Raw genomic sequence first — 24,063 nt, forward strand, 5'->3', positions numbered from 1 at the left:
GGAGAAGCTTTTATGAGTAATCGTCTGTCGAATTCGTTCCAGTTCATCGACGTCGGCCGCAGCGATCCGGACAAGAAGGCGCTGGATGAACGCAAGCGGGACTACGTGGAAATCTACAACCCGTTCACCCGTGAACAGGTTGCCGAGCAGTCGCACCGCTGCCTGGAGTGTGGCAATCCCTATTGCGAATGGAAATGCCCGGTACACAACTTCATCCCCAACTGGTTGAAGCTGGTTGCCGAGGGCAACCTGTTCGAGGCCGCGGAACTGAGCCACCAGACCAATACCCTGCCGGAGGTCTGTGGCCGGGTGTGTCCCCAGGACCGTCTGTGTGAGGGCGCCTGTACCCTCAACGACGGTTTTGGCGCCGTTACCATCGGCTCCTCGGAGAAGTACATCACCGATACCGCGCTGGCCATGGGCTGGCGGCCGGACCTTTCCGGCGTCGTCGACACCGGCAAGCGGGTCGCCATCATCGGTGCCGGCCCCGCCGGCCTGGGCTGTGCCGACATCCTGACCCGCAACGGCGTCAAGGCCGTGGTCTATGATCGCTACCCCGAGATCGGCGGCCTGCTGACCTTCGGTATTCCCGAGTTCAAGCTGGAAAAGCAGGTGATGGTGCGCCGCCGCGAGGTGTTCGAGGGCATGGGTATCGAGTTCCGCCTCAACACCGAAATCGGCACCGACGTCAGCATCGACGAACTGCTCGCCGACTACGACGCCGTGTTCATGGGCATGGGCACCTACACCTACATGAAGGGCGGCTTCCCCGGCGAGCACCTGCCGGGTGTCTACGAAGCGCTGCCCTACCTGATCGGCAACGTGAACAACAATCTCGGCTTCGAGCAGGCAGATGATGCGTACGTCAACCTGAAGGGCAAACGCGTTATCGTGCTCGGTGGCGGCGACACCGCCATGGACTGCGTGCGCACCGCAGTGCGCCAGCAGGCGGAGCAGGTCATCTGTGCCTATCGCCGCGACGAGCAGAACATGCCCGGCTCCCGCCGCGAAGTGCAGAATGCGCGCGAGGAAGGCGTCGAGTTCCTGTTCAACCAGCAGCCGATCGAGGTCGTCGAATACTTCGGCCAGGCCTGCGGCGTCAAAGTGGTCGAGACCGAACTCGGCGAACCCGACGCCGATGGCCGCCGCCGTCCCCAGCCCATCCCGGGCAGCGAGAAAGTACTGGAAGCGGATGCGGTGATCATCGCCTTCGGTTTCCAGCCGAGCCCGCCGGAGTGGCTGGCGAAGGTCAATGTCGACGTCAACGACTGGAAGGGCGTGGTGGCTGCAGAGCACCAACAATTCAAGTTCCAGACCAGCAACCCGAAGATCTTCGCCGGCGGCGACATGGTGCGCGGTTCCGACCTTGTCGTGACCGCGATCTGGGAAGGGCGCCAGGCAGCCGAAGGCATTCTGGATTTCCTCCAGGTCTGACGGATTCAGGGCGCCGCAGGTTGCCGCCCGGGGTGTGCCCTCGATCTGCCAGCACAGGCGCATGTCCCGTGCTTACTCGAAGGACTTTTAACTCGACGCACGGAACATGCGCCTGTGCTGGCTTGTGCGGTGCGAACGTCCAGTAGCATCTGGTTCAGCTGGAATTCCGCTGCAGGCCAGGGTTTGCGGTTGAAGCCCGATTCAGTGGCACCCCGGTTCGCTGACCACATACCCTTTCCTTTCCTTGCCCGGGTTTTTGCCGCCAGCGTTTAGTCTGGCGACACAAAATGCCATAATGCCGCCCGGATTAGACAAGCAGGTGACCCCGTGAGCGAACTCAAGAACGACCGCTTCCTCCGCGCGCTGAAACGCCAGCCCGTGGACAGGACCCCCGTGTGGATGATGCGCCAGGCCGGCCGCTACCTGCCCGAGTACCGGGCCACCCGGGAACAGGCCGGATCCTTTCTCGACCTGTGCAAGAACGCGGAACTCGCCTGCGAGGTGACCATGCAGCCGCTGCGCCGCTACCCGATGGACGCCGCGATCCTGTTTTCCGACATTCTCACGATTCCCGACGCGCTGGGCCTGGGGCTCTATTTCGAGACCGGCGAAGGCCCGCGCTTCCGCAAGACCGTGCGCAGCGAAGCCGACCTCGCCGGGCTCAACAGTATTCGCGCCGATGACGATCTCGACTACGTGATGAATGCGGTGCGCACCATTCGCGCCGAACTGAACGGCGCGGTACCGCTGATCGGCTTCTCCGGCAGCCCCTGGACCCTGGCGACCTACATGGTCGAAGGCGGCTCCTCCAAGGACTTTGCCCAGGTCAAGGGCATGGCCTATGACAAGCCAGAGCTGATGCACAACCTGCTGACCCTGCTGGCGGATGCGGTGGCCGATTACCTGGCGGCCCAGGTGCGCGCCGGCGCCCAGGCCCTGCAGATCTTTGATACCTGGGGCGGCAGCCTTTCCGCCGGGGGGTACAAGGAGTACTCACTGAAGTACATGCAGCGCATCGTCACCCGCCTGCAGGCCGATGAAACGACACGCGACGTGCCGGTGATAGTGTTCACCAAGGGCGGTGGCCAATGGCTGGGCGCCATCGCCGAGTGCGGCGCCGCAGGTGTCGGCATCGACTGGACCACGGATATCGGGCTGGCCCGCCAGTTGGTTGGCGACCGGGTGGCGTTGCAGGGCAACATGGACCCGGCAATGCTGTTTGCTTCTCCCGCGCGGATTCGCGAGGAAGTCGCGACGATTCTTGCGGCTTACGGTCACGGTACCGGCCATGTCTTCAATCTCGGCCACGGCATCACCCCGGGGGTGAATCCCGACCATGTGACTGCGTTTGTGGATGCGGTGGTGGAGTTGTCGCCCCAGTATCATGTAGCGGGCTGATTTCTCGAGGACTGTTGTCTGGTATGAGCACGGAATCCGCACACACAGGCGCATGTCCCGTGCTTACTCGAAGGCGTTTTGACTCGACGCACGGGACATGCGCCTGTGTGTGCTGACTTGGGAGCCAAGCCAGATACGATGCTGAAATTGCCTGGATCTGGCCGTGAGCGAGAGATTGAACCTGCAAGGACTCCCACGCTGAGTTAAAGCGCTCTCGAGCCGTGGGAGTCCTTGCAGGTTCAAGCTCGGATTCGAGCCACCACCCTGTTCATTGGTCGAATATGGTCGAGCTTCTGGCTCAACGATGCTAACGATCAGTTCTGTCCTTCCACCCGCCGGGCTTTCTCGCCCGAATCGCAGCAGAAATCGTGGTCCATATCCAGGGCCGGGGACTGCGAGGCAGGACGGCCGACGATCTTGGCCGGGACGCCCGCAACCGTTGTATGCGGCGGAACCTCCTCCAGCACCACGCTGCCCGCACCCACCTTGGCGCCCTCGCCAACGCGGATATTGCCGAGGATTTTCGCGCCCGCGCTGATCAGTACGCCGTCGCCGATCTTGGGGTGGCGGTCGCCGGTTTCCTTGCCGGTGCCGCCGAGGGTGACCGATTGCAGGATGGAGACATTGTTGCCGACCACGGCGGTCTCGCCGACCACCAGGCCGGTAGCGTGATCCAGCATGATACCGCGGCCCATGCGGGCGGCGGGGTGAATATCCACACCGAACTGCACCGAGACGCGGTTCTGGAAAAACAGGCCCATCGATTCGCGGCCGTGGGTCCACAGCCAGTGGGCGATGCGGTGGCTCTGCAGGGCGTGGAAACCCTTGAAGTAAAGGAAAGGGATGTAGAGTTCGTGGCAGGCGGAGTCGCGCTCCTCGACCGCGAGCAGGTCGGCGCGCACCGCCTCACGAATGCCGGCGTCGTCTTCCAGCGCCTGCAGCATGACTTCGCGCAGCAGCAGTGAAGTGACGGTGGGGCTGTCGAGCTGGCTGGCCAGGTGGAAGCTCAGCGCGCACTCCAGGGTCTTGTGGTTGAGGATCGTAGCGTGCAGGAAGCTCGCCAGGATCGGTTCTTCCTGGGCGTGCCGTTCGGTTTCCGCGCGGATGCGTTCCCACACCGGATCGGGTTGCTTGCTAGACATTTCGGTACCTCGCTTCAGAGCGTGGACTGTAGCTCATTCGGTGGCATTCGTCACGGTGGTACCGCTCCGGTAGCGCCACAGCGGGTGGCCGCTGCGCTGGTATTTCTGTTCGAACAGGGTCAAGCCCTCGGGGTGCAGCAGCTGCGCGACCTGGCCCCTGCGTCCGGCCAGCAGCATCGCCAGGCCGAATTCCTCGACATAGATCTGCCAGTTGGAGCGGAGCTCGATCCGCCCGCCCAGTGCAGGCAGCAGGACAAAGGCAGGGTGGCCGTGAATCCGCCGCTGCAGGTGGGCGGACTTGGGCCAGGGATTGGGGTAGAGCAGGTAGTGAAAATCCACCGGCCAGTGCTGCTCGAGGACCAGTTGCCAGATATCCTCGCACTGGGCCCGCAGCAGGAGGTAGTCCCCCGCGTTATCCGGCAGGTGTCGCGACAGCCGGTCTGCGGATTGGTCGATGCCGACGATGCGGTGGTCCGGATGGCGGGCTGCCAGCAGGGCGGTGCTGCGCCCGGTGCCACAGAAGGAATCCAGCACCAGGCGCTTGGGGTCGTCCTGCTGCAGCGCAGCGAGTGCCGCGAAGGCTTCCCGGTTGTGCGCGGCCAGTGGTTTGCGCCAGTTGTGGCCGAGGTGGCGCTGCACCACGGCGGGCAGCTTCGGGTGCAGCCATGCCTGGTTGCTGGTGACAGGTCGGGAGTCGGTTTGCAATTCCGCGCGCCTTCGGTAACGTTGGGCGGTCGCGCGACGGCCGCCTGGCTGCTCGCGCCGCGATATATTAAACGGCCGCAGGGCCGCATGCTAATGGAACTGGAATTCGATGCGAGAGGATCTGCGCCCCTACTGGGTAAAAAAAGCCTACCTGCGTTTTCGCGACTGGTATACCGGTTATTTCCTGGTCCCGGAGTGCGAGTCGCTGGGCCCCCACGCCACAGTCATGAAACCCTGGTTCGTGCGTATCTCAGGGCCGAATATCCGTATTGGCCGCAACCTGACGGCGATCGGGGAGCGCAACAGCCCGGTGGAAATAGGCGTCTGGGGGCGCGAACCGGGGCAGGGGCGGGTGGAGATCGGCGATTGCGTGCTGCTGAGCCCGGGCAGCCGGATCAGCGCCTGCGATGAGATCGTGATTGGCGATGGCACCATGTTTGCCCACGGCGTCTACGTCACCGACAGCGACTGGCATACCCTCTACGATCGCACCCGGCGGGATGAACGCGTGCTGCCGGTACATATAGGCCGCAATGTCTGGCTGGGGGACCACGCGACAGTACTGAAGGGCGTCACTATCGGCGAGAACTCGGTGGTGGCGGCGCGCGCGGTGGTTACCCGCGACGTGCCGCCGAATGTCGTGGTGGCCGGCAACCCGGCAAAGGTGGTGAAGTCGCTGGATCCGGAGCAGGGCTTTACCACCCGCATGGATTACTTCGCCGATCCCGAAGGGCTGGCGCGCTTCTTCGACCAGGTCGATCGGGATGTCCTGGCGGGGAACAGCCTGTGGCGCTGGCTGCTGTCGCTGGTCTACCCGGCGGGTGTCCGGCGCTGACCCCTATTCCGGGTAGAGCGTCCGCACCCCCTCCTCTGTGCCCAGTAGCAGGACGTCCGCCGGGCGCAGCGCAAACAGGCCGTTGGTGACGACGCCGGTAATGCCGTTGATCTTTTCCTCGGTGGCCAGCGCCTGCGGGATCGGGTAGTTGTAGATGTCGAGGATGATATTGCCGTTGTCGGTAACGAAACCCTCGCGGTACACCGGGTCGCCGCCCAGCTTGACCAGTTCGCGGGCGACGTGGCCGCGGGCCATCGGAATCACCTCCACCGGCAGGGGAAACGCGCCGAGGGTGTTTACCAGTTTCGATTCATCGGCAATACAGATGAATTTGTCGGCGACAGCCGCGACAATTTTTTCCCGTGTCAGCGCACCGCCGCCGCCCTTGATCAGCTGCAGCGCACGGTTACTTTCGTCGGCCCCGTCGATATAAAAATCCACGCGGTCCACGGCGTTGAGGTCGAGTACCGGGATGCCGTGACCTTTCAGGCGCTCCGCCGAGGCCTCGGAACTGGCTACCGTGGCGCCGATCATGCCCTTGATATCCGCCAGGCAGTCGATAAAGCGGTTGGCGGTGGAGCCGGTGCCGATGCCCAGCACGGTGTCGTTCTCGAGGTGCGGCCGTATATAAGCCAGTGCTGCTTCGGCAACGGCCTGTTTCAGTTCGTCCTGGGTCATGGGCGTGGTCTCGGCGGGAGTCAGGGGGCGCCATTATAGCCGGGCCGGGCAAGTGCCCGCGAGCTGGAATCTGGGGGACAGACGGGACTGGCGTAGTGGTGCTCCGAATACGCACCCACAGGCGAATGCCCCCGGCGGCTCGAGGGCGCTTTTTACTCACCGCCGGGGGCATTCGCCTGTGAGCGCTCGTCCCGGTGGTAACTTCGAACGCGCTGCACGTATTCAAGTCTTGCTCGTGGCGAGAGCCTCACCGCCAGACCCCCGCCACGGTGAGTAAAAAGCGCTCTCGAGCCGTGGCGGGGGTCTGGCGGTGAGGCTCGGATTCAGTGCGCCGGTTGCCGCCGTATCGTAATTCGCTCCCAAGCCCAGACTCCTGGAAGGATAACCCCCGTTGGGGCTGGTATTCTCGCGCTCGTGCTTTAAGATTGCCGCTTTGTTGCCCACTGGTGGTGGAAATGCCTCAGTCCTATATAAAACGCATCCTCGATGCCCGGGTCTACGATGTCGCCAGGGAAACCCCGGTGGATCGCGCCGAGCTGATGTCCCGGCGACTCGGGAACAACGTCTGGTTCAAGCGCGAAGACCTGCAGCCGGTGTTCTCCTTCAAGTTGCGCGGCGCCTATAACAAGATGCAGCAGCTCAGCGAAGCGGAGCGGCAGTGTGGCGTGGTAGCGGCCTCCGCGGGCAACCATGCCCAGGGCCTGGCGATGGCCGCCAGCCGCATGGGGGTAAAAGCCACCATCGTGATGCCACGCACTACACCCATTATCAAGGTCGACGCGGTGCGCAATCGCGGCGCCAAGGTGGTGCTGCACGGCGACTCCTTCGAGGAAGCCGCGGACAAGGCCCAGGAACTGGTCGACACGCAGGGGCTGGTGTATGTCCACCCCTTCGATGATCCCGATGTGATTGCCGGGCAGGGTACCGTTGCCATGGAGATTGTGCGGCAACTGCAAAAACCCCTGGACGCCATTTTTGTGCCGGTGGGCGGCGGTGGCCTGCTCGCCGGTGTCGCCGCCTACATCCGCTATGTCTGGCCCGAGACCCGCATTGTCGGCGTGGAGCCGGAGGACGCCGCCTGCCTGAAGCTGGCCATGGAGCGCCAGCGCCGCGACAAGCTGCCGGAAGTGGGTATTTTCGCGGAGGGGTGCGCAGTCGCCCAGATCGGCAAAGAGCCGTTCCGGGTTATTCGCGAGACGGTGGATGAAGTCATCACTGCCAGCACCGACGAGATGTGCGCGGCGATCAAGGATATCTTCGAGGACACCCGCAGCATCGCCGAACCAGCCGGGGCCCTGGCGCTGGCCGGGCTGAAGACCTACGTGGAGCGCGAGGGGGTCAGCGGCCAGGACCTGCTGGCCATCGTCAGTGGTGCCAATACCAACTTTGACCGCCTGCGCTATATCTCGGAGCGCACGGAAATCGGCGAGCAGCGCGAGGCCGTGCTCTCGGTAACCATTCCGGAAAAACGCGGCAGTTTTCGCAGTTTCTGCGGCGCCCTGGGACGCCGCAACATCACCGAATTCAACTACCGCTATGCGGACCCGGGGTCGGCACAGGTGTTTGTGGGGCTGTCCGTGGTTCCCGGCGGCAAGGACCTCGCCGGCCTGCTCGAGCACCTTGCCGAAAAAGGCTATGAGGCGGTCAACCTGTCCGACAACGAGGTGGCCAAGCTGCACGTGCGCTACATGGTGGGCGGGCATGCGCCGACCAGCCTGGAGCACGAACGGGTCTATCGCGTCGAGTTTCCTGAACGCCCGGGAACCCTGGCGAAGTTTCTCGCAGGTCTCGGCCAGCGCTGGAATATTTCCATGTTCCACTACCGCAATCACGGTTCCGCCTTTGGCCGGATCCTGATCGGGGTGCAGGTCGCTCCGGCGGAGCGGCGGGAGTTCGAAGCGGTGCTGGATACCATTGGCTATCGCAACTGGGACGAGTCCGATAATCTTGCTTACCAGCTGTATCTCGGGCGTCGCGTGGACTGATGTCCGCTGCGACGTCCAGGTGAAAAAATATTCCCGAAAAAAAATCGACTTTTTCACTATGAAGTCTGGACAGCGTAATTACTTGTGAAATAATGCCAAAAGTTGCCGCTTGGTCATTTTCCTGGCACAACTCAAAAAACGCTGAACAGCGCCAGCTTAAATGGCTGAAATAATAGCGGTGAAGGCATCTCACAGAAGTGCCAAACCTTTGGACGTGATAGAGAGAGTGTAATCCAGCGTGGACCGTAAACCCGACTTGATGCTTGTATTGATGGCGGTATTTGGCTTTGGGCTGGTTATCAGCCTGATGCTCCCCATGGCTGCCAACGAGACTGTTGCCGCTCCGGCATCCGAACTGCAGGCAGGCGTCATCATCGAAGAGTAAGCGGGTGCGGCTGCGCGCCGCTACCCGCAGTCTACCTCCTGCAATTATGCAGGGCAGTTTCTGTCGCGATAAAATCCATCACAACATCCCACGGTTCCCGCGGTAATAACGCTACTTCCTGGCAGGCGTAGCCGAGCCCGATTTTCAGGGTGGACGAACCCGCCAGGCTGCGGTCGTAAAAACCACCCCCCATTCCCAAGCGGCCTCCGTGCCGGTCCCAGCCGACCAGTGGCAGCAGGATGACCTCGACGTCACCGGCGGGGATACGCGGCCGGTTCGGCAGCGGTTCCGGTATGCCGAATCGATTGGTAAGCAGCGAATCTCCGGGACTCCAGGGGGCGAAGCTAAGGTGGTTGTCCGCTTCAATGACCGGCAGGTAGACCTGCTTGCCAGCGTCGGCCAGTTGCCCGAGCAGCGGTGCGGGATCGATTTCCGCGTCCGCCGCAATGTACCCGGCAAAACTCTGGTAGGCGCTCCAGTCGGGAATGCTGCAGGCGTGGGCAGGCAGATTGGCCGCCGCGACACCGCGCTGCTCGGGCGTCAGCGCCCGGCGCCGCTGGCGCAGTTCGTTGCGCAGGCGAAGTTTGTCGGTGTTTTCAGGCATGCAGTGAATCGCGAATCACGGGCCTGGAAACGGCCGGCGCGGGGAGCAGAGTCCTGGCGTGGGTCATGGCAGGCATCGCAATCGGAAGTTCCACAGGAGTGTTTTCGCCCCGGGTTTACTGCTGAGTTGTTTGGTAAGAGATTCCCGGCGTACCGCTGGCAGCGCTGCCCTTGAACCCGACGGTTCAAGGAGGGGGCACCTGCACTGTTTCAGGCTTTCCGGTCATTGGCCGGACCTGCACACCAACAGCGGCGAGACACCCCCGGTATTACATTTATCGGCTCGAGGACTGTCTGCCTGGCGCATACGCCAGGGATCCGGGAAGCAGTATAGCGCAAGCGCAAGAGCCCTTCGCCCTTGATTTTTCCGCGAGAATTGGGTTCAGCCGATTTCCAGTTGCCGCAGCTGGTACAGCGCATCGTCCAGTTTGCGGTTGAGTTTTTCCATTTCGCCGCTGTCTGGCGGGGCCTGGGCGGCGGCGCTCTGGTCCGAGGCCTGCAGTAACTCGTAGCTGATGTTGAGTGCCGCCATGACGGCAATGCGCTCGAGGCCGATCACCTTGCCGGAATCGCGGATGCTGCGCATCTGCTTGTCGAGGTATTTGGCGGACACGATCAGTTCGGCCTCCTGCTCTTCGGGGCAGGCGACCTGGTATTCCTTGTCCAGGATCTTGACCGTGACGGTATTGGTCGGGGGCACGGGGATTACTCCATGGTGCGCAGGCGGGTGATCATGGCCTCTACCTTGGAACGGGCCATTTCGTTTTTGTCGATTAACTCCTGGCGTTCCTGTTGCCAGCTGGCAACCTGGGCCTTGAGCGACTTGTTTTCCCTGTTCAGCAACTGGCACAGGCTGATCAATTCGTCGATCTTCTGCTCCAGCGCCTTTACTTGCTTGTCGGCCATCGGGTTGTACTGGTCTTAGCTTGACAGGAGTTTTACTATAAGGGCGCTATCAGGCAAGGTCAACGAAACAAAATCAATGAAAATCAACAGCCTGCCGGGTTTTTCTGCAACAGGGCCAAAACAGGTACCGGCGCGTTCCAACGCACGCCGCACGAGCGATGATTGAACTGACAGATTACTCCGAAACCCCCTTTGACTTCGACGAGGTCGCCGGCTACCTGCTGGAGCAGGGAATCGATGCCAGCCCATCGGGAATCCACGGCTGCCTCTGCGGCCTGCTGGCGGCGGGCGCGCCGGCGGAACCGGAGGCCGGCCTGGCCCTGCTGGGCCAGGCCATGTCCTTCGATCTCTACGGCGAACTGGCCGGCCTGGTGATGGGGCTGTACGAGGTCTCCTCGGCGGCGCTGGAGGACGAGGAATTCGACTTTCATCCCCTGCTGCCCGACGACGAGGCTGAAATCGGCGAGCGCACGGGGGCGCTGGCGGACTGGGTTCGCGGCTTCATCAACGGTTTCGCCCAGGTCAACCAGGCCGAGCTGCGCAAGGACAGCGGCGAGATCCTGGGCGACTTCGCGGCTATCGCCGAGGCCTGTGTCGGCGAGGCTGACGACGACGATGAGGCGGAGGACAGTTACCACGAACTGGTGGAATACCTGCGCTTCGGCGCCCTCAATATCTACATGGACAGTCGCGTTTCGGCCCCGGCCAGCAACGGCAAGCCCTCCCTGCACTGATGGCCACCCTGCGCATCGAGTCCACTCCCCCCGCGGGGAGCAAGCTGCGGATTTCCGCCAGTGAATTCACCCGTCGCCGCCGGCGCCTGATGGACATGATGGAACCCAACAGTATTGCCATCGTTCCCTCGGCCCGGGAAACGCAGCGCTCCCGCGATACCGAGCACCCCTTCCGCCAGGACAGTGATTTCTACTACCTGTGCGGTTTTGTCGAACCCGAGTCGGTGCTGGTGCTGGTGCCGGGCCGCGACCACGGGGAGTTCGTGATGTTCTGCCGCGAGCGCGACCCGGCACAGGAGTTGTGGCACGGGCGGCGCGCCGGTCCCGAGGGGGCCTGCGAGCATTTCGGTGCTGACGATGCCTTCCCGGTCAGCGATATCGACGAGATTCTTCCCGGCCTGATCGAGGGCAGGGAGCGGGTCTACTACTCCATGGGCCGCAGCGCCGGTTTTGACCGCCGCATCATGGACTGGGTAAACAGCATTCGCAGCAAGGAGTCCAGCGGCGCCGTGCCGCCGGGCGAATTTACCGACCTCGACCACATGTTGCACGACATGCGCCTGATCAAGAGCGCCGCCGAACTGCGCCTGATGCGCCGGGCCGGCGAGATTACCGCCGCCGCCCATCGCCGGGTCATGCAGGCCTGCGAGCCGGGTCTGCCCGAATACCAGCTGGAGGGCGAGATGCACTACCAGTTCACCCGTGGCGGCGCGCGCTTTCCCGCCTACCAGAGCATCGTCGGCGGCGGTCGCAATGCCTGCACCCTGCACTACGTGGAGAACCGCGACCGGCTGCGCGATGGCGACCTGGTGCTGATCGACGCCGGCTGTGAATTCGAGTACTACGCCGCGGACGTCACCCGCACCTTCCCGGTGAACGGGCGCTTCAGCCCGGAACAGCGACAGCTCTACGACCTGGTGCTGGCCGCCCACCAGGCCGCCTGTGCCGAGATCCGTCCCGGGAACCACTGGAACCAGCCACACGACGCCAGCGTGCGGGTGCTGACCGAGGGGCTGTGTGCACTGGGCCTGCTCGAAGGCGATCCAGAAGCCGCGATCGAGTCCGGGGCCTACCGGGAATTCTACATGCACCGGGTCGGGCACTGGCTGGGCCTCGACGTGCACGACGTGGGTGATTACCGGGTCGGTGGGGAATGGCGGATGCTGGAACCGGGGATGGTATTGACGGTTGAACCGGGCATATACGTGGCGGCGGACAACACGTCGGTAGCGCGCAAGTGGCGCGGCATCGGCATCCGCATCGAGGATGACGTGGTGGTGACTCCCGGTGGTTACGAACTGCTTACCGAAGGGGCGCCGCGTCGGCCGGATGATATTGAAACCCTGATGGCCGGCGGATGAGCGAGATGCGCGATATCGTCATCGCCGGCGGGGGCATGGTGGGTATCAGCCTGGCGCTGCGGCTAGCCCGGCAATTGCCGGGTGAGCGACGCATCACCCTGGTTGAGGGTTTTCCCCTGCCCACGGACAGCGCGCAACAGTCGGCCTATCACCCCTCTTTCGATGCCCGGTCGACGGCACTGAGCTACTCCAGCCAGTCCATCTTTGTGGCACTGGGGCTCTGGGACGCTATCGCCCGGCATGCCTGCCCGATCGAAACCATCCACGTGTCCAATCGCGGCCGCTTCGGCAGTGCCCTGCTGCGCGCTGCGGATTACGGCTGGCCGGCGCTCGGCTATGTGGTTGAAAATCCCTGGCTGGGGCGCTGCCTGGCGTCCGCCCTGCGCGCCAGCGAAGTGGAAATCCTGAGCCCGGCTACCGTGGAAACCGCGCGCGTGATCCCGGCGGGGCAAAAACTCGCGCTTTCGGGCGAAGGGCCGGAGTCCCTGGAGACCCGTTTGCTGGTCGTCGCCGATGGTGCGGGCTCCGGCCTGCGTCAGCGGCTCGGTTTCAGTGCGCATGAGAAGAGTTACGGCCAGCAGGCGCTGGTGGGGAACGTGGCCCATGCCCAGCCGCACGGCGGCCGGGCCTTCGAGCGCTTCACCGCCAATGGCCCGCTGGCCCTGTTGCCGCTGCCCGGTGTCAGCGGCGCGCCGCACCGCAGTGCGCTGGTCTGGACGGTGGACCCCGAACGCGGCAGCCGGCTGCGCGACTGTGCGCAGGCGGAATTCCTGGGCGAGTTGCAGGAGGCCTTCGGTTACCGCCTCGGCCGCCTGCAGCAGGTCGGCGAGCGGGCGCACTACCCCCTGTCACTGGTGCAGTCGGCGGAGCAGGTACGCAGCGGTGTGGTGGTCATGGGCAATGCCGCCCATGCGCTGCACCCGGTGGCCGGACAGGGCTTCAACCTGGCCCTGCGGGCGGTGGCGGTCCTGGCGGATACACTCGCCGAAGCGCTGGAGCAGGGCGAGTCCTGCGGTGACCTGGCGGTCCTGGAGCGCTACGAGCGACGCCAGCGCGGTGACCAGCGGCGCACCATCGCCTTCAGCGACAGCCTGCCGGGCCTGTTCAGCCACCCCGGCCCCCTGCTCGGGTTGACCCGCGACCTGTCCCTCGCCGGCCTGGATATCCTGCCGGCACTGAAGCGCGAATTCGTGCGCCACACCGCCGGTGTGGCGGCGCTGGGAGAATAATATGCCCGCTACTTCCCGCTATGACGCGGTGGTCATCGGTGCCGGTATCGCCGGCAGTGCCCTCGCCATTGCCCTGGCCCGGGGCGGTCTGGAGGTGGCGCTGGTGGAGGCCCGCCCCCTGCAGCGCATCGACCTGCCCGTGGAACTGGAGCTGGGCGCGTTCGACCAGCGGGTCAGTGCGCTGACCCCGGCATCGGTGCGCCTGCTGGAGGAACTGGGGGCGTGGCCGCTGGTGGAGGCCTATCGCCACTGCGCCTACCGCCACATGGCCGTGTGGGATGCCGAGGGCACTGGCCGGATCGAGTTTGACTGTGCAGAACTGCAGGCGCCGGTGTTGGGGCATATCGTCGAGAATCGCGTCGTCGTGGACAGCCTGCTGGCGGTGCTCGATGCGTCCCCGGCCATCCGCCAGTTGAGCACCAGCCGGCTGCAAGCCTGTGAGCGGCAGGCCGACGGCGACATGCTGCTGAGCCTCGACAGCGGGGACCAGCTGCGCACTTCACTGCTTGTCGGCGCCGACGGTGCGCTTTCCCGGGTGCGCGAGCTCTGCGCCTTCAGCACCCGCGAGTGGGACTACGGCCACGCCGCCATCGTCGCCACCATCCAGACCGAGCGACCCCATGCGGATACCGCCTGGCAGCGTTTCCTGCCCAGCGGACCGCTGGCCTTCCTGCCCCTGCCGGGCACCCGGGAGACCCATTTCAGTTCGATCGTGTGGTCGCTGGATTCCCCCCTGGCGGAACCGCTGGTGGGCTGCAGCGATGCCGACTTCTGCGCCGAACTGACCCGTGCCTCCGAGGCCTGCCTCGGCCAGGTGCTGGCGGTGGGGCCGCGCGCCAGCTTCCCCCTGCGCCAGCGCCACGCCCGGGACTATATCCAGCCCGGTGTCGCCCTGGTGGGCGATGCTGCGCATACCATTCACCCGCTGGCTGGCCAGGGCATCAATCTCGGCCTGGCGGATGTGGCGGCCCTGGCCGGCGAGGTCCGCAGCGCCGCAGCCCGGGGCCTGTCGCCCGGACAGCTCGAGGTGCTGGCCCGCTACCAGCGCCAGCGCAAGGGCGAGAACCTGCTGATGATGGGGGCCATGGAAGGCTTCAAGCGCCTGTTCGAGCAGCAATCCCTGCCGCTGCGCTGGCTGCGCAACGCCGGCATGCGCGGCGTGGGTGGCGTAGCTCCGCTGAAGCGCCAGTTGATGCGCCACGCCATGGGTATCAGCTGAGTCCGCGCGCCGTATTGTTTTTCATCTATCGACAGTTAGAATGACCCGGTCAACCGCACCCGCCCCGGATTCCGGGCATTGCCGCCAGAGGACAGCAAATGAGCCAGACGCCCAGTGAACTGAAATACGCCAGGAGCCACGAATGGGCCCGCCTCGAAGAGGATGGCACAGTAACTGTCGGCATTACCGACCACGCCCAGGACGCGCTGGGCGACGTGGTCTTTGTCGAGCTGCCCGAGATCGGCAATACCCTGTCCGCTGGCGACGAGGCCGGAGTGGTGGAATCGGTCAAGGCCGCGTCGGATATCTACGCACCGGTGAGCGGTGAAGTAATCGCCGTCAACGAAGCACTTGAAGACGAACCGGAGACGGTCAACGCCGATCCCTACAACGATGGCTGGTTTTTCAAGCTGCAGCCCAGTGATACCACTGAGCTGGACGAACTGCTGAGCGCGGACGAATACAATGAAGCCTGCGACGAGGACGACTAGTCCTCCTCGCTTTTCCACTCGTACCGCGAATTTCACGGGAAAACAATGACTGCTATCGCCGAACTGTTCCTGCGTCCGGGGGCTGACCGGCGCCTGCGCGGCGGCCACCTGTGGATCTACTCCAACGAGATCGACAGCGCCAGGAGCCCGCTCGCCGGGTTCGCGCCGGGGGACGCGGTCGACGTCCGCAATGCCCAGGGGGACTCTCTCGGCAGTGCCTATATGGACCCGCACTCCCTGATTTGCGCGCGGCTCTACGCCCCCGGGGAGTTTCGCCTCCTCGATGCGAGCCTGTGCCGGGAGCGGCTTGCCACCGCCCTCGCCGGGCGGGAACTGGCCTTCCCCGGGCCCTGGTACCGGCTGGTCTACGGCGACAGCGACGGCCTGCCGGGTATGGTTGTCGACCGTTTTGGCGATTATCTCGTCGTGCAGCTCAACAACGCCGGCGCGGAACACTACCGGCAGGCCCTGGTGGAGGCGCTGGTAGAGCTGGTGCAGCCGGCGGGAATCCTGCTGCGCAGTGACAGCCGCGAGCGCCGCGATAGCGGCCTGGCCGGCGGCGCCGAGGTGATCTTCGGCGAGGTGCCAGAAGCGGTGGAACTGGAGGAGAACGGCGTCCGCTTCCTCGCCCCGGTACACCAGGGCCAGAAGACCGGCTGGTTTTACGATCATCGCATGGGGCGCGCACGCCTGGCGCCCTGGGTGGCGGGGAAGGCCGTGCTCGATGTTTACAGCTACATCGGCGGCTGGGGTATCCAGGCCGCGGCGTTCGGCGCCAGCAGTGTCTGTGCGGTGGACAGCTCCGCCGCGGCGCTGGAGGGGGTCATGGCTAACGCCGCGCTCAACGGGCTGGCACAGGTTGTGGAAGTCCGCCGCGGCACCGCCACCGATACCCTGCAGGCGATGCGCGCCGAGGGCCGGCGTTTCGACGTGGTGATACTCGACCCGCCGGCCTTTATCCAGCGGCGCAAGGATCTCAAGAAAGGCCAGGCCGCCTACCGGAAACTGTTCGAACTGGGGCTGCACCTGTTACAGCCCAATGGCCTGCTGGTCGCCGGCTCCTGCTCCATGCACCTGAGCAGGCCGGACATGCTCGTTCTGCTGCAGCAGGCCGGTGTGCGCGCCGGTTGCCGGCTGCAGGTGGTCGAGCAGGGCTGCCAGGGCCCCGACCACCCCATCCATCCGGCCATCCCGGAGACGGAATACCTCAAGAGCATCTTTGCACGGCGCATTTCCGGGTAAAAAAGTCCGGAAATCGACCAGTGGATTGGGCAAACTGTGAAAAATTGCCTAATATTTAACCAAAGGCTCGGCGAAGTTGAGCGATACTAAACGGCTCAACCCATAAAAACGTGGCGTGCAGCAACGCAAGTGCGTGACGCCAGAGGTAGCCAGATGCGACCCGCAAAAACGGCCGCCACCACCTGCGAGGTGAGTGAGATGGCTGTAGTAGATACGTTCACCAAGCTGATTTTTGATCAGGGCTCCGAGTATTCGTCGGAAGAACGGGCGATCATTGAGACGCTGCGCCTGGTGGATGACAACCTCCTGCCGGACTCTCCCCAGGAAATGGGCGCCTACCTGCGCGCGCTGGGGGTACAGGAAATGATCGAGCTGGTGAGCCAGGTGGTCGCGCGCCTGGGGCGTGAGGCCGCGGTGGGCGAACTCAAGTCCGCCGGCGAGACTTACCCGCGCGGCTCACAACGCCTCCACTGAGTACCGCCGCGACTTACCCGGCTTCCCCGCTTTCCTCTCCCTCTTCCGCCGCCGGCTTTTTCGCCTTGGGCGGCTTCAGGCCGCAACCCGCTTGCAAGGCGAAGTTTGCCTGGTAGGTGTTTTCCCGATCGAGGCCCTCGAAGGCCAGGTCGACCACCTGGTCGAGCTGGAAGCGGCGGGTGGTGCTGGTCAGGCTCGCCGTCCACTTGTCGTAACTGAATTTTTCCGGGTCCTTGCGCAGGTCCACGAATCCTTCCAGGCCGGTTTCCTCGAGGCGGACATTGAAGCCGCTGCTGGTAACGTGGCTGACCCGGCCCCGGAACACCGCGTTGTCGCCTGCCGCCAGGCGTTCGAGGTAGCGTCCGGCCAGCCAGCGTTCAGCTTCCTGGGTGGCGGAGCGCGCGTTGCCGATACGTTCTTTCAGCTGTTCCAGCGACGCGTTCCCGGTACCGCTCGCGGGCTCGCCGCGTAGCAGGCGCTTGAGCTGCAGGTGTACCAGGAAGTCCAGGCTCTTGCGCAGGGGCGAGGTGCAATTGGTATAGCAGGGTAGCGCCATGCCCATGTGCGGGCCCGGGGCGTCGGAAATTTCCGCGCGGGTGAGCAGGCGGTTGACCATGCCGCGCAGGGGCAGGTCGTGCTCGGGCGCCGCGAGGCCGCGCATGATGTCGCCGTAACCCTCGACCTCGGCGGGGTCCTTTTCCAGCAGCGCGGGGGCGTGCAGTTCCAGGAAGTGCTGCAGCTCTTCCTTGCGATCTGCGCGGAAGCCGGCGTGGACCACATAGGGCCCGGTGGCCTCGCGCTGGCGGAGAAAGCTCGCCGCGCAGCGGTTGGTGGCGATCATGCACTCTTCCACCAGTTTCTGGGACTGCAGCTTTTCGTAGGGTTCGATGTTCTCGATACGCTTGTTGTCGTCGAGCAGCCAGCGGTACTCGCGCCGGTCCTCCATCACCAGGTGGTGATTCTCGCGATTTGCGCGCAGGGCGCGGTACACCTGGTACAGGGCCTCCAGTGGGGAGGCGTGCATCATCAGTTCGTCAGCCTGCCCGCTGAGGTAGCGGTCCACCGCGAAGTAGGACAGCTTGGCGCGGGAGCGGATAGTGGCCTCGCAGAATTCGAAATCACCCAGAGAGCCGTCATCCTTGACCGAGATCCGGCACACCAGGGCCGGGCGGTCGACGCCCTCGGACAGGGCGCAGGTCTCCTGGGACAGTTCCTCCGGCAGCATCGGCAGGATGTCGCCGTGGAAATACACGGTGGCGCCCCGCGCGGTCACGTCCTCGAACAGGCTCGAGTCGGGGGTGATATAGGCGGTGGGATCGGCAATGGCGACAAACAGCGTCCAGCCGTCCTCGGCGACCTGCGCGTACAGGGCGTCGTCGATGTCCTGGGTCTTGGCCGCGTCGATGGAAATGAATTCCAGGTCGGTGAGATCCTGGCGGCGTTCGTCGGCCAACGGCTGGCACTCGGCCAGGCGCTTTTCCAGGTCCTTGCGGCTGGCGCTGCTCCACTCGGCGGGAAGGCGGTATTTCGCCATGCAGTAAGCATTTTCGATTCCGGGCGTATCGTCACTGCCGATAACGCTGAGGATCTTCGCCTGCGGCTTGCCGTCGCGAATCGGGTGGCGCAGGATGCCGGCGCGCACGTAATCGCCTTCCTTTACGCCGTTGCGGGCGTGGGGCGGAATAAACAGCCAGCGGCGCAACTGGGGCAGGTCGGGTTCGACAAACAGGGCCTTGCCCTTGCGCACACAGCGCCCGGTAAAGTCAGCCAGCGGGCTGTCCACCAGCTTTTCGATGTCGGCAATGACCCGGTTGTCCTTGGCCGGCCGAATGCAGACCTTGACCCGGTCATCGGGGAAAGCCTTGAGCATTTCGTCCGGGGGGATGAAGATTTCCCGTCCGTCGTCCAGGACGGCGAAGCCGTAGCGTGCCTGAGTGCCCTTGATGACGGCCTCGGTGCGCTCTTTTTCCGCCTCCATCTGGGACTTGAGGCCCTTCAGCTGCGCGAGGGAGTCCTGATTGAGCATGAAATGAAGTTATTACTGTGACAAATTTGAGCCCGCTATCCTAGCCTATATTGCGGGCCCTGTCAGTGAGCGGCGCACGTTAGCGGCAATGCTGCCCATGAATGGCCGCCGGCATTGACAGCGCCCCGAGGCGGCTTTAATAATGAAGCCGTAGATGCGCTCTGGAACACGTCGGGTAAATGATTTGAAAGAGCTATTGGCGCAGGCCCCTGTATGACGAAAAGGCCGCAGGCGTCACCTCAAAAGTGCACATGCGCTGCCGCTGAGCCTCCACCGCTCTGCCCCCTCGCACGGTCCAGACACCCCCTGAATTCCCTTCCCAAGCCATACCCACACCTGGCCGGACACAGAAGCCGGCCCCAAGCAAGGAGTTTCCAGTTCCACTGCCACCGGGAGTGGGGACGGGGCCGCTTTGCCCCGCGCCTTCCGGCATTCACCTTCGAGACCAAAAAAGTGATACCTGTGAGGAATACCCTATGGATTCAGGCTCGGCCCTGCGCATCGAAAAATCCGCAACCCTGAAAACCGTGGTCCGGAAAACCTACGTTCTGGACACCAACGTACTGCTTCACGACCCGATGGCGGTCACTGCATTCAAGCAACACCATGTCGTCATTCCCATGACGGTGCTCGAGGAACTGGACCACATCAAGGACCGGCGCGACAAGACCGTCAGCCGGGAGGCCCGTATCGCCATCCAGATGATCGATAAAGTGGTCGATGCCGCCACCCCGCAGCAGATTCAGGAGGGGGTCGAGGTGCCGGGGTCGGACCTGGAAGGGCTGGGGATGGGGACCCTGGCGATATTCCCGGACCAGTTGCTGGGGGATAACTCCGACGTGCCCTTCCTCGATGGCACCACGGACCAGGCCAATGACAACCGCATCATCAATGTGGCGCTGCGCCTGCAGGCGGAGAACCCGAACAGCTTCATCTGCCTGGTGACCAAGGACATCAACATGCGGATCAAGGCCAAGGGGTCCGGCCTGGTGCATGTCGAGGACTATCGCCGCGACCGGGTGCTGGACGATATCGACCTGCTGGCCAAGGGCTATGAGCATATCGAGGGGGATTTCTGGTCGACCATCGACGAGGTGGATACCCTGCGCGAGGGCGATTGCACCCTGCACCGGGTACCGCGCAGCTCACTGCCCAATGCCTATCCCAACCAGTTCCTGCACGACGACCAGGATTTCATGGCCTTCGTGAAACGGGTCGATGCGGACTATGTGTACCTGCGTTGCGACAGCCGCGACAGCCTGATGAACCGCCGTTTCTGGGGCCTGGCGCCGCGCAACCTGGAGCAGGCCATGGCGATGGCCCTGCTGGACGACGAGGATGTCGACATGACCGTCCTCACCGGCCCCGCCGGCTCGGGCAAGACCCTGCTGGCGCTGGCCTACGGCCTGCATGCGATCCTCGAGCAGAAGAAGTACTCAAAGCTGATCGTGGCGCGCTCCACGCCGCCCATCGCCGAGGATATCGGCTTCCTGCCGGGTACCGAGGAGGAGAAAATGGCGCCCTGGCTGGCGGCTTTCGACGACAACCTGGAGATCCTCCACGGAACCGACGAGTCCTGCCACGGCAGTATCGACTACGTGAAAGAGCGCGCCAACATCCAGTTCAAGTCGCTGAACTTCATGCGCGGCCGTTCGTTCAACAACGCCTATATCATCATCGACGAGAGCCAGGGCCTCACCCAGTTCCAGCTCAAGTCGGTCATCAGCCGGGTCGGGGCGGATTCCAAGATCGTGGTGCTGGGCAACCTCGCCCAGATCGACAACAAGTACATCAGCCCGCTGACCTCGGGCCTGACCTACCTGGTGGAGAAGAGCAAGAACTACACCCACGCCGGCATCATGCACGTGAACGGCATCGTGCGCTCGCGGCTGGCGGCCTTCGCGGAGGAGAACCTCTAGTCCTTCCGCTGTTTCGACCTGTCCCGGGATTTCTGGTGCAGGTCGATTTCCAGGCGCGCGGCAAAGCTCCAGGCCCCCGCGCGCTCCTCATCCGGCTGGCGCTGGCGGTAGTTCCAGGCCGGTTCCAGGGTCAGGTAGAGAAAGTCCCGGTAGACACGGCGGCGCCACTGTAAACCGAGACGGTAGTTCTTTACCCGCTGGTCGGGCTGCGTGATGCCGTTGATCGACGCGTAATAGTTGATCGCCACCGGGCGTTTCGCCTCCGGGTTCCATACCTGGCGCAGTGACAGCCGGGTGCGCCATTCCACGCCGTCGGTTTCCTCGCCATACATCACCCTGTTCGACCAGCGCAGCAGTTTGGTGTCGCTGAGGCTTTGGTTGAGGTCCACCAGGCCGGTGGTAAACAGGTTCTCATCCCGGTCGTATTCCAGGCGCTGGATCCAGCGGTAACTGGTGTCTTCGGTGACCGGGCCCTGGTTGCGGAAGCGCAGCCCCGGCCTCACATCGCCCCCGCCCCAGGCGAGGGTAGCGTCGAAACGCGAATTGCCGCCGTGGTCGATCTGCCACTGCAGGCCGAAGCTGTCGTCCCCGCCCTCGCCGTCGATGGAATCGTCGTCGTCATCCCCGGCGAACACCACCGCCAGCCGCCGGGAGAGTTTCGGCAGCTCGACCTTGCCCCGCAGGCGAACCTTGGTGTCGTTGCCGTCGTCCTCATCCCACTTGTCGATCAACTGCAGGCGCAGGTAGGACTCGGCGCGTTCCACGTCAAAGTTGGGATCGCCGAAGAATCCGTCCAGCCACTCGGTGAGCGCCTGGGTGCGGTTGGACATGGCTTCCTGGCTATTGTCCAGCCAGGAATCGTCGCCCGCATCCGCGCTTGTGGTCCCCGGCGCCTGCTCTTCCGCGACAGCCCAGGGCGGCGCGAGCAGGAGGACCAGAAAAGGCAGGGTTCGCAAATTCATTGGTCAGAAGCATTCCCTTGGGCGCAGCACTCAGTAAACTACATCCCCATGAATACACTATTTATCCTTATACAGCACATTTTGCCACAACACCTCCTGTCCCGGCTCACCGGCTGGCTTGCGGAGCTCGAACATCCGCGGGGGCTCGTCGAGTGGTTTATCGGCTGGTTTGTGGGGCATTACCGGGTCGATATGGACCAGGCTGTCGAGCCCGATCACCGCCGCTATGCGAATTTCAATGCGTTCTTTACCCGGGCCCTGCGCGAGGGTGCGCGGCCGATCGACGACGCTCCCCTGGTCAGCCCGGCGGACGGTGCGGTGAGCCAGAGCGGAGAAATCCTCAACGGGCGCATGCTGCAGGCCAAGGGCCACTATTTCAGTGCCATCGAGTTGCTCGGCGGTGACCCGGAGCGCGCGGCGGACTTCGCCGATGGCAGTTTCGCCACCATCTACCTCTCGCCGCGGGATTACCACCGGGTGCACATGCCGGTGGACGGGGAACTGGTGGCCACGACCTATATCCCGGGGGACCTGTTCTCGGTCAATGGGGTTACCGCCGAGGGGGTGGACAACCTGTTCGCCCGCAACGAACGCCTGGTCTGCTATTTCGACACGCCGCTGGGGCCAATGGCGATGGTGCTGGTGGGGGCGATGATCGTCGCCGGCATCGAAACGGTCTGGGCGGGCCAGGTGGCGCCGCCGCCCACCGCGGTGCAGAGCGTGGATTACCGCAAACTGGCCGACGCCGTGCGCCTGGCCAAGGGCGAGGAAATGGGACGTTTCAAGCTGGGGTCCACGGTGATCCTGCTGTTCCCGAAGGGGGCGGTGGAGTTTGGCGAGGCCTGCGCGCCGGGGGCGGTTTTGCGGATGGGGCAGGCGCTGGTTTAGCTGCCAGGCGAGCGGCTTTTCTGAATTGGTGCACTGGTGTCGGTCCGGAAATTGGTCCAGCCCTCCCCGGGACCGCCAAAAAGCGCACATCAATGTGCAGGCTCGGCCTCGGATATCCATGTCCTCGGACGCCCCGGGGAGGGCTGGACCAATTTCCAGACCTCTCTCACTGCCACCTCCCGAGATTTGACTTCCTGAAAGTGGCGCTGAAATTGGATCGTCTTATAGAGTGAGGCATGGACGCGAGGGTATCCCCACGAAAATGTGTGAGGCCATGGATGGCGCTTTTGCGGTTTTCGGGGGGGATACCCTCGTGGCCGTGCCGGATTCGGTGCTCCAGGACCCGCAAAACCATAGTTCTGTAGCCAGCTCGGAATCGGGTAGCAACCCATCACATGGCGCTAACGCTCCTCCAGACTCGCCACCATGTGCCGGTAGCTGTCCAGCCGCGCCGGTGTGATCTCGCCGGATTCCGCCGCGGCCAGGATAGCGCAGCCCGGTTCCTGTTCGTGGCGGCAGTCGCGGAACTTGCAGCTGCCGGCCAGCGGGCGGAACTCGCGAAAGCCGGATTCAACCTCTTCCCGGGTCATGTGCCATAGGCCGAATTCGCGAATGCCGGGGGAGTCGATCAGGCGCCCGCCGCAGTCGAGCTGGAACAATTGCGCGGTGGTTGTCGTGTGGGTGCCTTTGAGTGACTGCGCCGACAGCTCCCCGACCCGCAGGTCCACATCGGGCAGCAGGGAGTTCACCAGGGAGGATTTGCCGACGCCCGACTGGCCGACAAAGACGCTGGTGCGTGAATGCAGTGTCGCTTCCAGTTCAGCCAGTCCCCCGGCCTTGGCCGAGGTGTGCAGGACCCGGTAGCCAAGCCGGGGGTAAATGGCCACCAGCGCCGCCAGCTTTGCCGCGAGTGCCGGGTCTGCGTCCAGCAGGTCCGCCTTGTTGACCACCAGCACCGGCTCGATGCCCACCCGCTCCGCGGCGACCAGGTAGCGGTCGATCAGGTTGGCGTGGGGTTCCGGGTGGGGTGCGATCACCACCAGGATCTGGTCGATATTGGCCGCCACGGCCTTCAGTTTGCCATAGGGGTCCGGGCGGGTGAGCTCGCTGCTGCGCTCCAGTTGCGCCACCACCACCCCGGTGGGTTCGCCGTCGCGCCAGACCACCCGGTCGCCGGTGACCAGGCCCTCGAGGTTGGCGCGCAGGTGGCAGCGACGGACCGCGCCACCAGGGGCGCCGATCTCCAACTGGGTGCCGTAGTGGGCGATAACCAGGCCCTCCTGCTCGGGCCCCAGCTCGCCGTTTTGCAGCGCGTCCGCGGCCTGCTCGTCGCGCCTGGCGGCGCGGCGGGCCCGCTCTTCCTGGATTTTCTCGACCCGCCAGGCCTGCTGCCGACTGAGTTTGCGTTTTGACATACCCTGCATTATTGGCGGGCGGCTTAGGCCTG

At 64.1% G+C, this 24,063-nt stretch carries 23 protein-coding genes and 1 other RNA gene; 14 read left to right on the forward strand and 10 right to left on the reverse strand.

The window, feature by feature from the left end:
* Nucleotides 1-12 precede the first annotated feature (12 nt).
* Both ACNKU3_RS15175 and hemE read left to right on the forward strand, forming a co-directional pair.
* Nucleotides 13-1,434 (forward strand): FAD-dependent oxidoreductase, encoded by a 1,422-nt coding sequence (locus tag ACNKU3_RS15175; RefSeq protein WP_418260354.1) that lies wholly within the window; start codon nt 13-15, stop codon nt 1,432-1,434.
* Nucleotides 1,435-1,761: 327 nt separating this feature from the next.
* A complete protein-coding gene (gene hemE / locus ACNKU3_RS15180) occupies nt 1,762-2,832 on the forward strand; it encodes a uroporphyrinogen decarboxylase (protein WP_418260355.1) in 1,071 nt (356 codons plus the stop codon).
* A 314-nt stretch (nt 2,833-3,146) separates the two neighbouring features.
* On the opposite strand, the gene cysE is transcribed toward hemE, so the two are convergent.
* A complete protein-coding gene (gene cysE / locus ACNKU3_RS15185; protein WP_418260356.1) occupies nt 3,147-3,974 on the reverse strand; it encodes a serine O-acetyltransferase in 828 nt (275 codons plus the stop codon).
* A 33-nt stretch (nt 3,975-4,007) separates the two neighbouring features.
* A complete protein-coding gene (gene trmB / locus ACNKU3_RS15190; RefSeq protein WP_418260357.1) occupies nt 4,008-4,679 on the reverse strand; it encodes a tRNA (guanine(46)-N(7))-methyltransferase TrmB in 672 nt (223 codons plus the stop codon).
* 109 nt (nt 4,680-4,788) lie between these two features.
* Here trmB and ACNKU3_RS15195 point away from each other — a divergent pair, with 109 nt between their 5' ends.
* Nucleotides 4,789-5,514, forward strand: a complete 726-nt coding sequence (locus ACNKU3_RS15195; protein WP_418260358.1) for an acyltransferase — start codon at nt 4,789-4,791, stop codon at nt 5,512-5,514.
* 3 nt (nt 5,515-5,517) lie between these two features.
* On the opposite strand, the gene rpiA is transcribed toward ACNKU3_RS15195, so the two are convergent.
* On the reverse strand, nt 5,518-6,192 hold the full coding sequence (rpiA, locus tag ACNKU3_RS15200) for a ribose-5-phosphate isomerase RpiA (RefSeq protein ID WP_418260359.1): 675 nt from the start codon (nt 6,190-6,192) through the stop codon (nt 5,518-5,520).
* Nucleotides 6,193-6,647: 455 nt separating this feature from the next.
* On the opposite strand from rpiA, the gene ilvA reads away from it, so the two are divergent.
* On the forward strand, nt 6,648-8,177 hold the full coding sequence (ilvA, locus tag ACNKU3_RS15205) for a threonine ammonia-lyase, biosynthetic (protein ID WP_418260360.1): 1,530 nt from the start codon (nt 6,648-6,650) through the stop codon (nt 8,175-8,177).
* A 238-nt stretch (nt 8,178-8,415) separates the two neighbouring features.
* Nucleotides 8,416-8,562, forward strand: coding sequence for a hypothetical protein (locus tag ACNKU3_RS15210; protein WP_418260361.1), 147 nt, complete (start codon nt 8,416-8,418; stop codon nt 8,560-8,562).
* A gap of 31 nt (nt 8,563-8,593) precedes the next feature.
* Here the strand turns inward: ACNKU3_RS15210 and ACNKU3_RS15215 are convergent, their stop codons facing one another.
* The 4 genes from ACNKU3_RS15215 to ACNKU3_RS15230 all read right to left on the reverse strand — a co-directional run bounded on the left by ACNKU3_RS15215 (nt 8,594) and on the right by ACNKU3_RS15230 (nt 10,071).
* Nucleotides 8,594-9,166 carry a 5-formyltetrahydrofolate cyclo-ligase gene (locus tag ACNKU3_RS15215; protein ID WP_418260362.1) on the reverse strand — a complete coding sequence of 191 codons (573 nt, stop codon included), beginning with the start codon at nt 9,164-9,166 and terminating at the stop codon, nt 8,594-8,596.
* A 137-nt stretch (nt 9,167-9,303) separates the two neighbouring features.
* A non-coding RNA gene (ssrS, locus tag ACNKU3_RS15220) (6S RNA) lies at nt 9,304-9,485 on the reverse strand.
* A gap of 62 nt (nt 9,486-9,547) precedes the next feature.
* The gene (locus ACNKU3_RS15225) at nt 9,548-9,865 is read right to left on the reverse strand and encodes a cell division protein ZapA (RefSeq protein WP_418260363.1); all 318 of its coding nucleotides are present in this window, start codon (nt 9,863-9,865) and stop codon (nt 9,548-9,550) included.
* A gap of 5 nt (nt 9,866-9,870) precedes the next feature.
* The gene (locus ACNKU3_RS15230) at nt 9,871-10,071 is read right to left on the reverse strand and encodes a TIGR02449 family protein (protein ID WP_418260364.1); all 201 of its coding nucleotides are present in this window, start codon (nt 10,069-10,071) and stop codon (nt 9,871-9,873) included.
* A 158-nt stretch (nt 10,072-10,229) separates the two neighbouring features.
* Here ACNKU3_RS15230 and ACNKU3_RS15235 point away from each other — a divergent pair, with 158 nt between their 5' ends.
* The 7 genes from ACNKU3_RS15235 to ACNKU3_RS15265 all read left to right on the forward strand — a co-directional run bounded on the left by ACNKU3_RS15235 (nt 10,230) and on the right by ACNKU3_RS15265 (nt 16,821).
* Complete coding sequence (locus ACNKU3_RS15235) at nt 10,230-10,805, forward strand: UPF0149 family protein (protein ID WP_418260365.1); 576 nt, start codon at nt 10,230-10,232, stop codon at nt 10,803-10,805.
* Nucleotides 10,806-10,849: 44 nt separating this feature from the next.
* Nucleotides 10,850-12,166 carry a Xaa-Pro aminopeptidase gene (pepP, locus tag ACNKU3_RS15240; RefSeq protein WP_418260557.1) on the forward strand — a complete coding sequence of 439 codons (1,317 nt, stop codon included), beginning with the start codon at nt 10,850-10,852 and terminating at the stop codon, nt 12,164-12,166.
* Nucleotides 12,163-13,395, forward strand: a complete 1,233-nt coding sequence (ubiH, locus tag ACNKU3_RS15245) for a 2-octaprenyl-6-methoxyphenyl hydroxylase (protein WP_418260366.1) — start codon at nt 12,163-12,165, stop codon at nt 13,393-13,395. Before pepP ends, ubiH begins: the two co-directional genes overlap by 4 nt.
* 1 nt (nt 13,396) lies before the next feature.
* Nucleotides 13,397-14,614, forward strand: coding sequence for a UbiH/UbiF/VisC/COQ6 family ubiquinone biosynthesis hydroxylase (locus ACNKU3_RS15250; RefSeq protein WP_418260367.1), 1,218 nt, complete (start codon nt 13,397-13,399; stop codon nt 14,612-14,614).
* A gap of 98 nt (nt 14,615-14,712) precedes the next feature.
* Nucleotides 14,713-15,105: a glycine cleavage system protein GcvH gene (gene gcvH, locus ACNKU3_RS15255; protein ID WP_418260369.1), complete on the forward strand. Its 393-nt coding sequence runs from the start codon at nt 14,713-14,715 to the stop codon at nt 15,103-15,105.
* Between the two features lie 45 nt (nt 15,106-15,150).
* Nucleotides 15,151-16,347, forward strand: coding sequence for a class I SAM-dependent rRNA methyltransferase (locus ACNKU3_RS15260; protein WP_418260370.1), 1,197 nt, complete (start codon nt 15,151-15,153; stop codon nt 16,345-16,347).
* A gap of 198 nt (nt 16,348-16,545) precedes the next feature.
* Complete coding sequence (locus ACNKU3_RS15265; protein WP_418260371.1) at nt 16,546-16,821, forward strand: hypothetical protein; 276 nt, start codon at nt 16,546-16,548, stop codon at nt 16,819-16,821.
* A 13-nt stretch (nt 16,822-16,834) separates the two neighbouring features.
* Here the strand turns inward: ACNKU3_RS15265 and ACNKU3_RS15270 are convergent, their stop codons facing one another.
* A complete protein-coding gene (locus ACNKU3_RS15270) occupies nt 16,835-18,847 on the reverse strand; it encodes a ribonuclease R family protein (RefSeq protein ID WP_418260372.1) in 2,013 nt (670 codons plus the stop codon).
* A gap of 476 nt (nt 18,848-19,323) precedes the next feature.
* On the opposite strand from ACNKU3_RS15270, the gene ACNKU3_RS15275 reads away from it, so the two are divergent.
* Complete coding sequence (locus tag ACNKU3_RS15275) at nt 19,324-20,766, forward strand: PhoH family protein (protein WP_418260373.1); 1,443 nt, start codon at nt 19,324-19,326, stop codon at nt 20,764-20,766.
* Here ACNKU3_RS15275 and ACNKU3_RS15280 read toward each other — a convergent pair.
* Nucleotides 20,763-21,728 (reverse strand): hypothetical protein, encoded by a 966-nt coding sequence (locus ACNKU3_RS15280; protein WP_418260375.1) that lies wholly within the window; start codon nt 21,726-21,728, stop codon nt 20,763-20,765. The genes ACNKU3_RS15275 and ACNKU3_RS15280 overlap by 4 nt on opposite strands.
* Before the next feature lie 81 nt (nt 21,729-21,809).
* Here ACNKU3_RS15280 and asd point away from each other — a divergent pair, with 81 nt between their 5' ends.
* A complete protein-coding gene (gene asd, locus ACNKU3_RS15285; protein WP_418260376.1) occupies nt 21,810-22,616 on the forward strand; it encodes an archaetidylserine decarboxylase in 807 nt (268 codons plus the stop codon).
* Nucleotides 22,617-23,017: 401 nt separating this feature from the next.
* Here the strand turns inward: asd and rsgA are convergent, their stop codons facing one another.
* Nucleotides 23,018-24,031 (reverse strand): small ribosomal subunit biogenesis GTPase RsgA, encoded by a 1,014-nt coding sequence (gene rsgA / locus ACNKU3_RS15290; protein ID WP_418260377.1) that lies wholly within the window; start codon nt 24,029-24,031, stop codon nt 23,018-23,020.
* Nucleotides 24,032-24,063 lie beyond the last annotated feature (32 nt).

Source organism: Haliea sp. E17 (genome assembly GCF_048323675.1).
In the GTDB taxonomy this organism is placed as follows: domain Bacteria; phylum Pseudomonadota; class Gammaproteobacteria; order Pseudomonadales; family Halieaceae; genus Mangrovimicrobium.

Excerpts from the sequence above, each read along its gene's own strand:
- ACNKU3_RS15215 (WP_418260362.1), bottom strand. The coding sequence starts at position 9,166 with ATGCCTGAAAACACCGACAAACTTCGCCTGCGCAACGAACTGCGCCAG.
- ACNKU3_RS15265 (WP_418260371.1), top strand. The coding sequence starts at position 16,546 with ATGGCTGTAGTAGATACGTTCACCAAGCTGATTTTTGATCAGGGCTCC.
- gcvH (WP_418260369.1), top strand. The coding sequence starts at position 14,713 with ATGAGCCAGACGCCCAGTGAACTGAAATACGCCAGGAGCCACGAATGG.
- ACNKU3_RS15280 (WP_418260375.1), bottom strand. The coding sequence starts at position 21,728 with ATGAATTTGCGAACCCTGCCTTTTCTGGTCCTCCTGCTCGCGCCGCCC.
- ACNKU3_RS15235 (WP_418260365.1), top strand. The coding sequence starts at position 10,230 with ATGATTGAACTGACAGATTACTCCGAAACCCCCTTTGACTTCGACGAG.
- ACNKU3_RS15270 (WP_418260372.1), bottom strand. The coding sequence starts at position 18,847 with ATGCTCAATCAGGACTCCCTCGCGCAGCTGAAGGGCCTCAAGTCCCAG.
- rsgA (WP_418260377.1), bottom strand. The coding sequence starts at position 24,031 with ATGTCAAAACGCAAACTCAGTCGGCAGCAGGCCTGGCGGGTCGAGAAA.
- rpiA (WP_418260359.1), bottom strand. The coding sequence starts at position 6,192 with ATGACCCAGGACGAACTGAAACAGGCCGTTGCCGAAGCAGCACTGGCT.
- ilvA (WP_418260360.1), top strand. The coding sequence starts at position 6,648 with ATGCCTCAGTCCTATATAAAACGCATCCTCGATGCCCGGGTCTACGAT.
- ACNKU3_RS15195 (WP_418260358.1), top strand. The coding sequence starts at position 4,789 with ATGCGAGAGGATCTGCGCCCCTACTGGGTAAAAAAAGCCTACCTGCGT.
- ACNKU3_RS15175 (WP_418260354.1), top strand. The coding sequence starts at position 13 with ATGAGTAATCGTCTGTCGAATTCGTTCCAGTTCATCGACGTCGGCCGC.
- ACNKU3_RS15230 (WP_418260364.1), bottom strand. The coding sequence starts at position 10,071 with ATGGCCGACAAGCAAGTAAAGGCGCTGGAGCAGAAGATCGACGAATTG.
- ubiH (WP_418260366.1), top strand. The coding sequence starts at position 12,163 with ATGAGCGAGATGCGCGATATCGTCATCGCCGGCGGGGGCATGGTGGGT.
- ACNKU3_RS15250 (WP_418260367.1), top strand. The coding sequence starts at position 13,397 with ATGCCCGCTACTTCCCGCTATGACGCGGTGGTCATCGGTGCCGGTATC.
- ACNKU3_RS15275 (WP_418260373.1), top strand. The coding sequence starts at position 19,324 with ATGGATTCAGGCTCGGCCCTGCGCATCGAAAAATCCGCAACCCTGAAA.
- ACNKU3_RS15260 (WP_418260370.1), top strand. The coding sequence starts at position 15,151 with ATGACTGCTATCGCCGAACTGTTCCTGCGTCCGGGGGCTGACCGGCGC.
- cysE (WP_418260356.1), bottom strand. The coding sequence starts at position 3,974 with ATGTCTAGCAAGCAACCCGATCCGGTGTGGGAACGCATCCGCGCGGAA.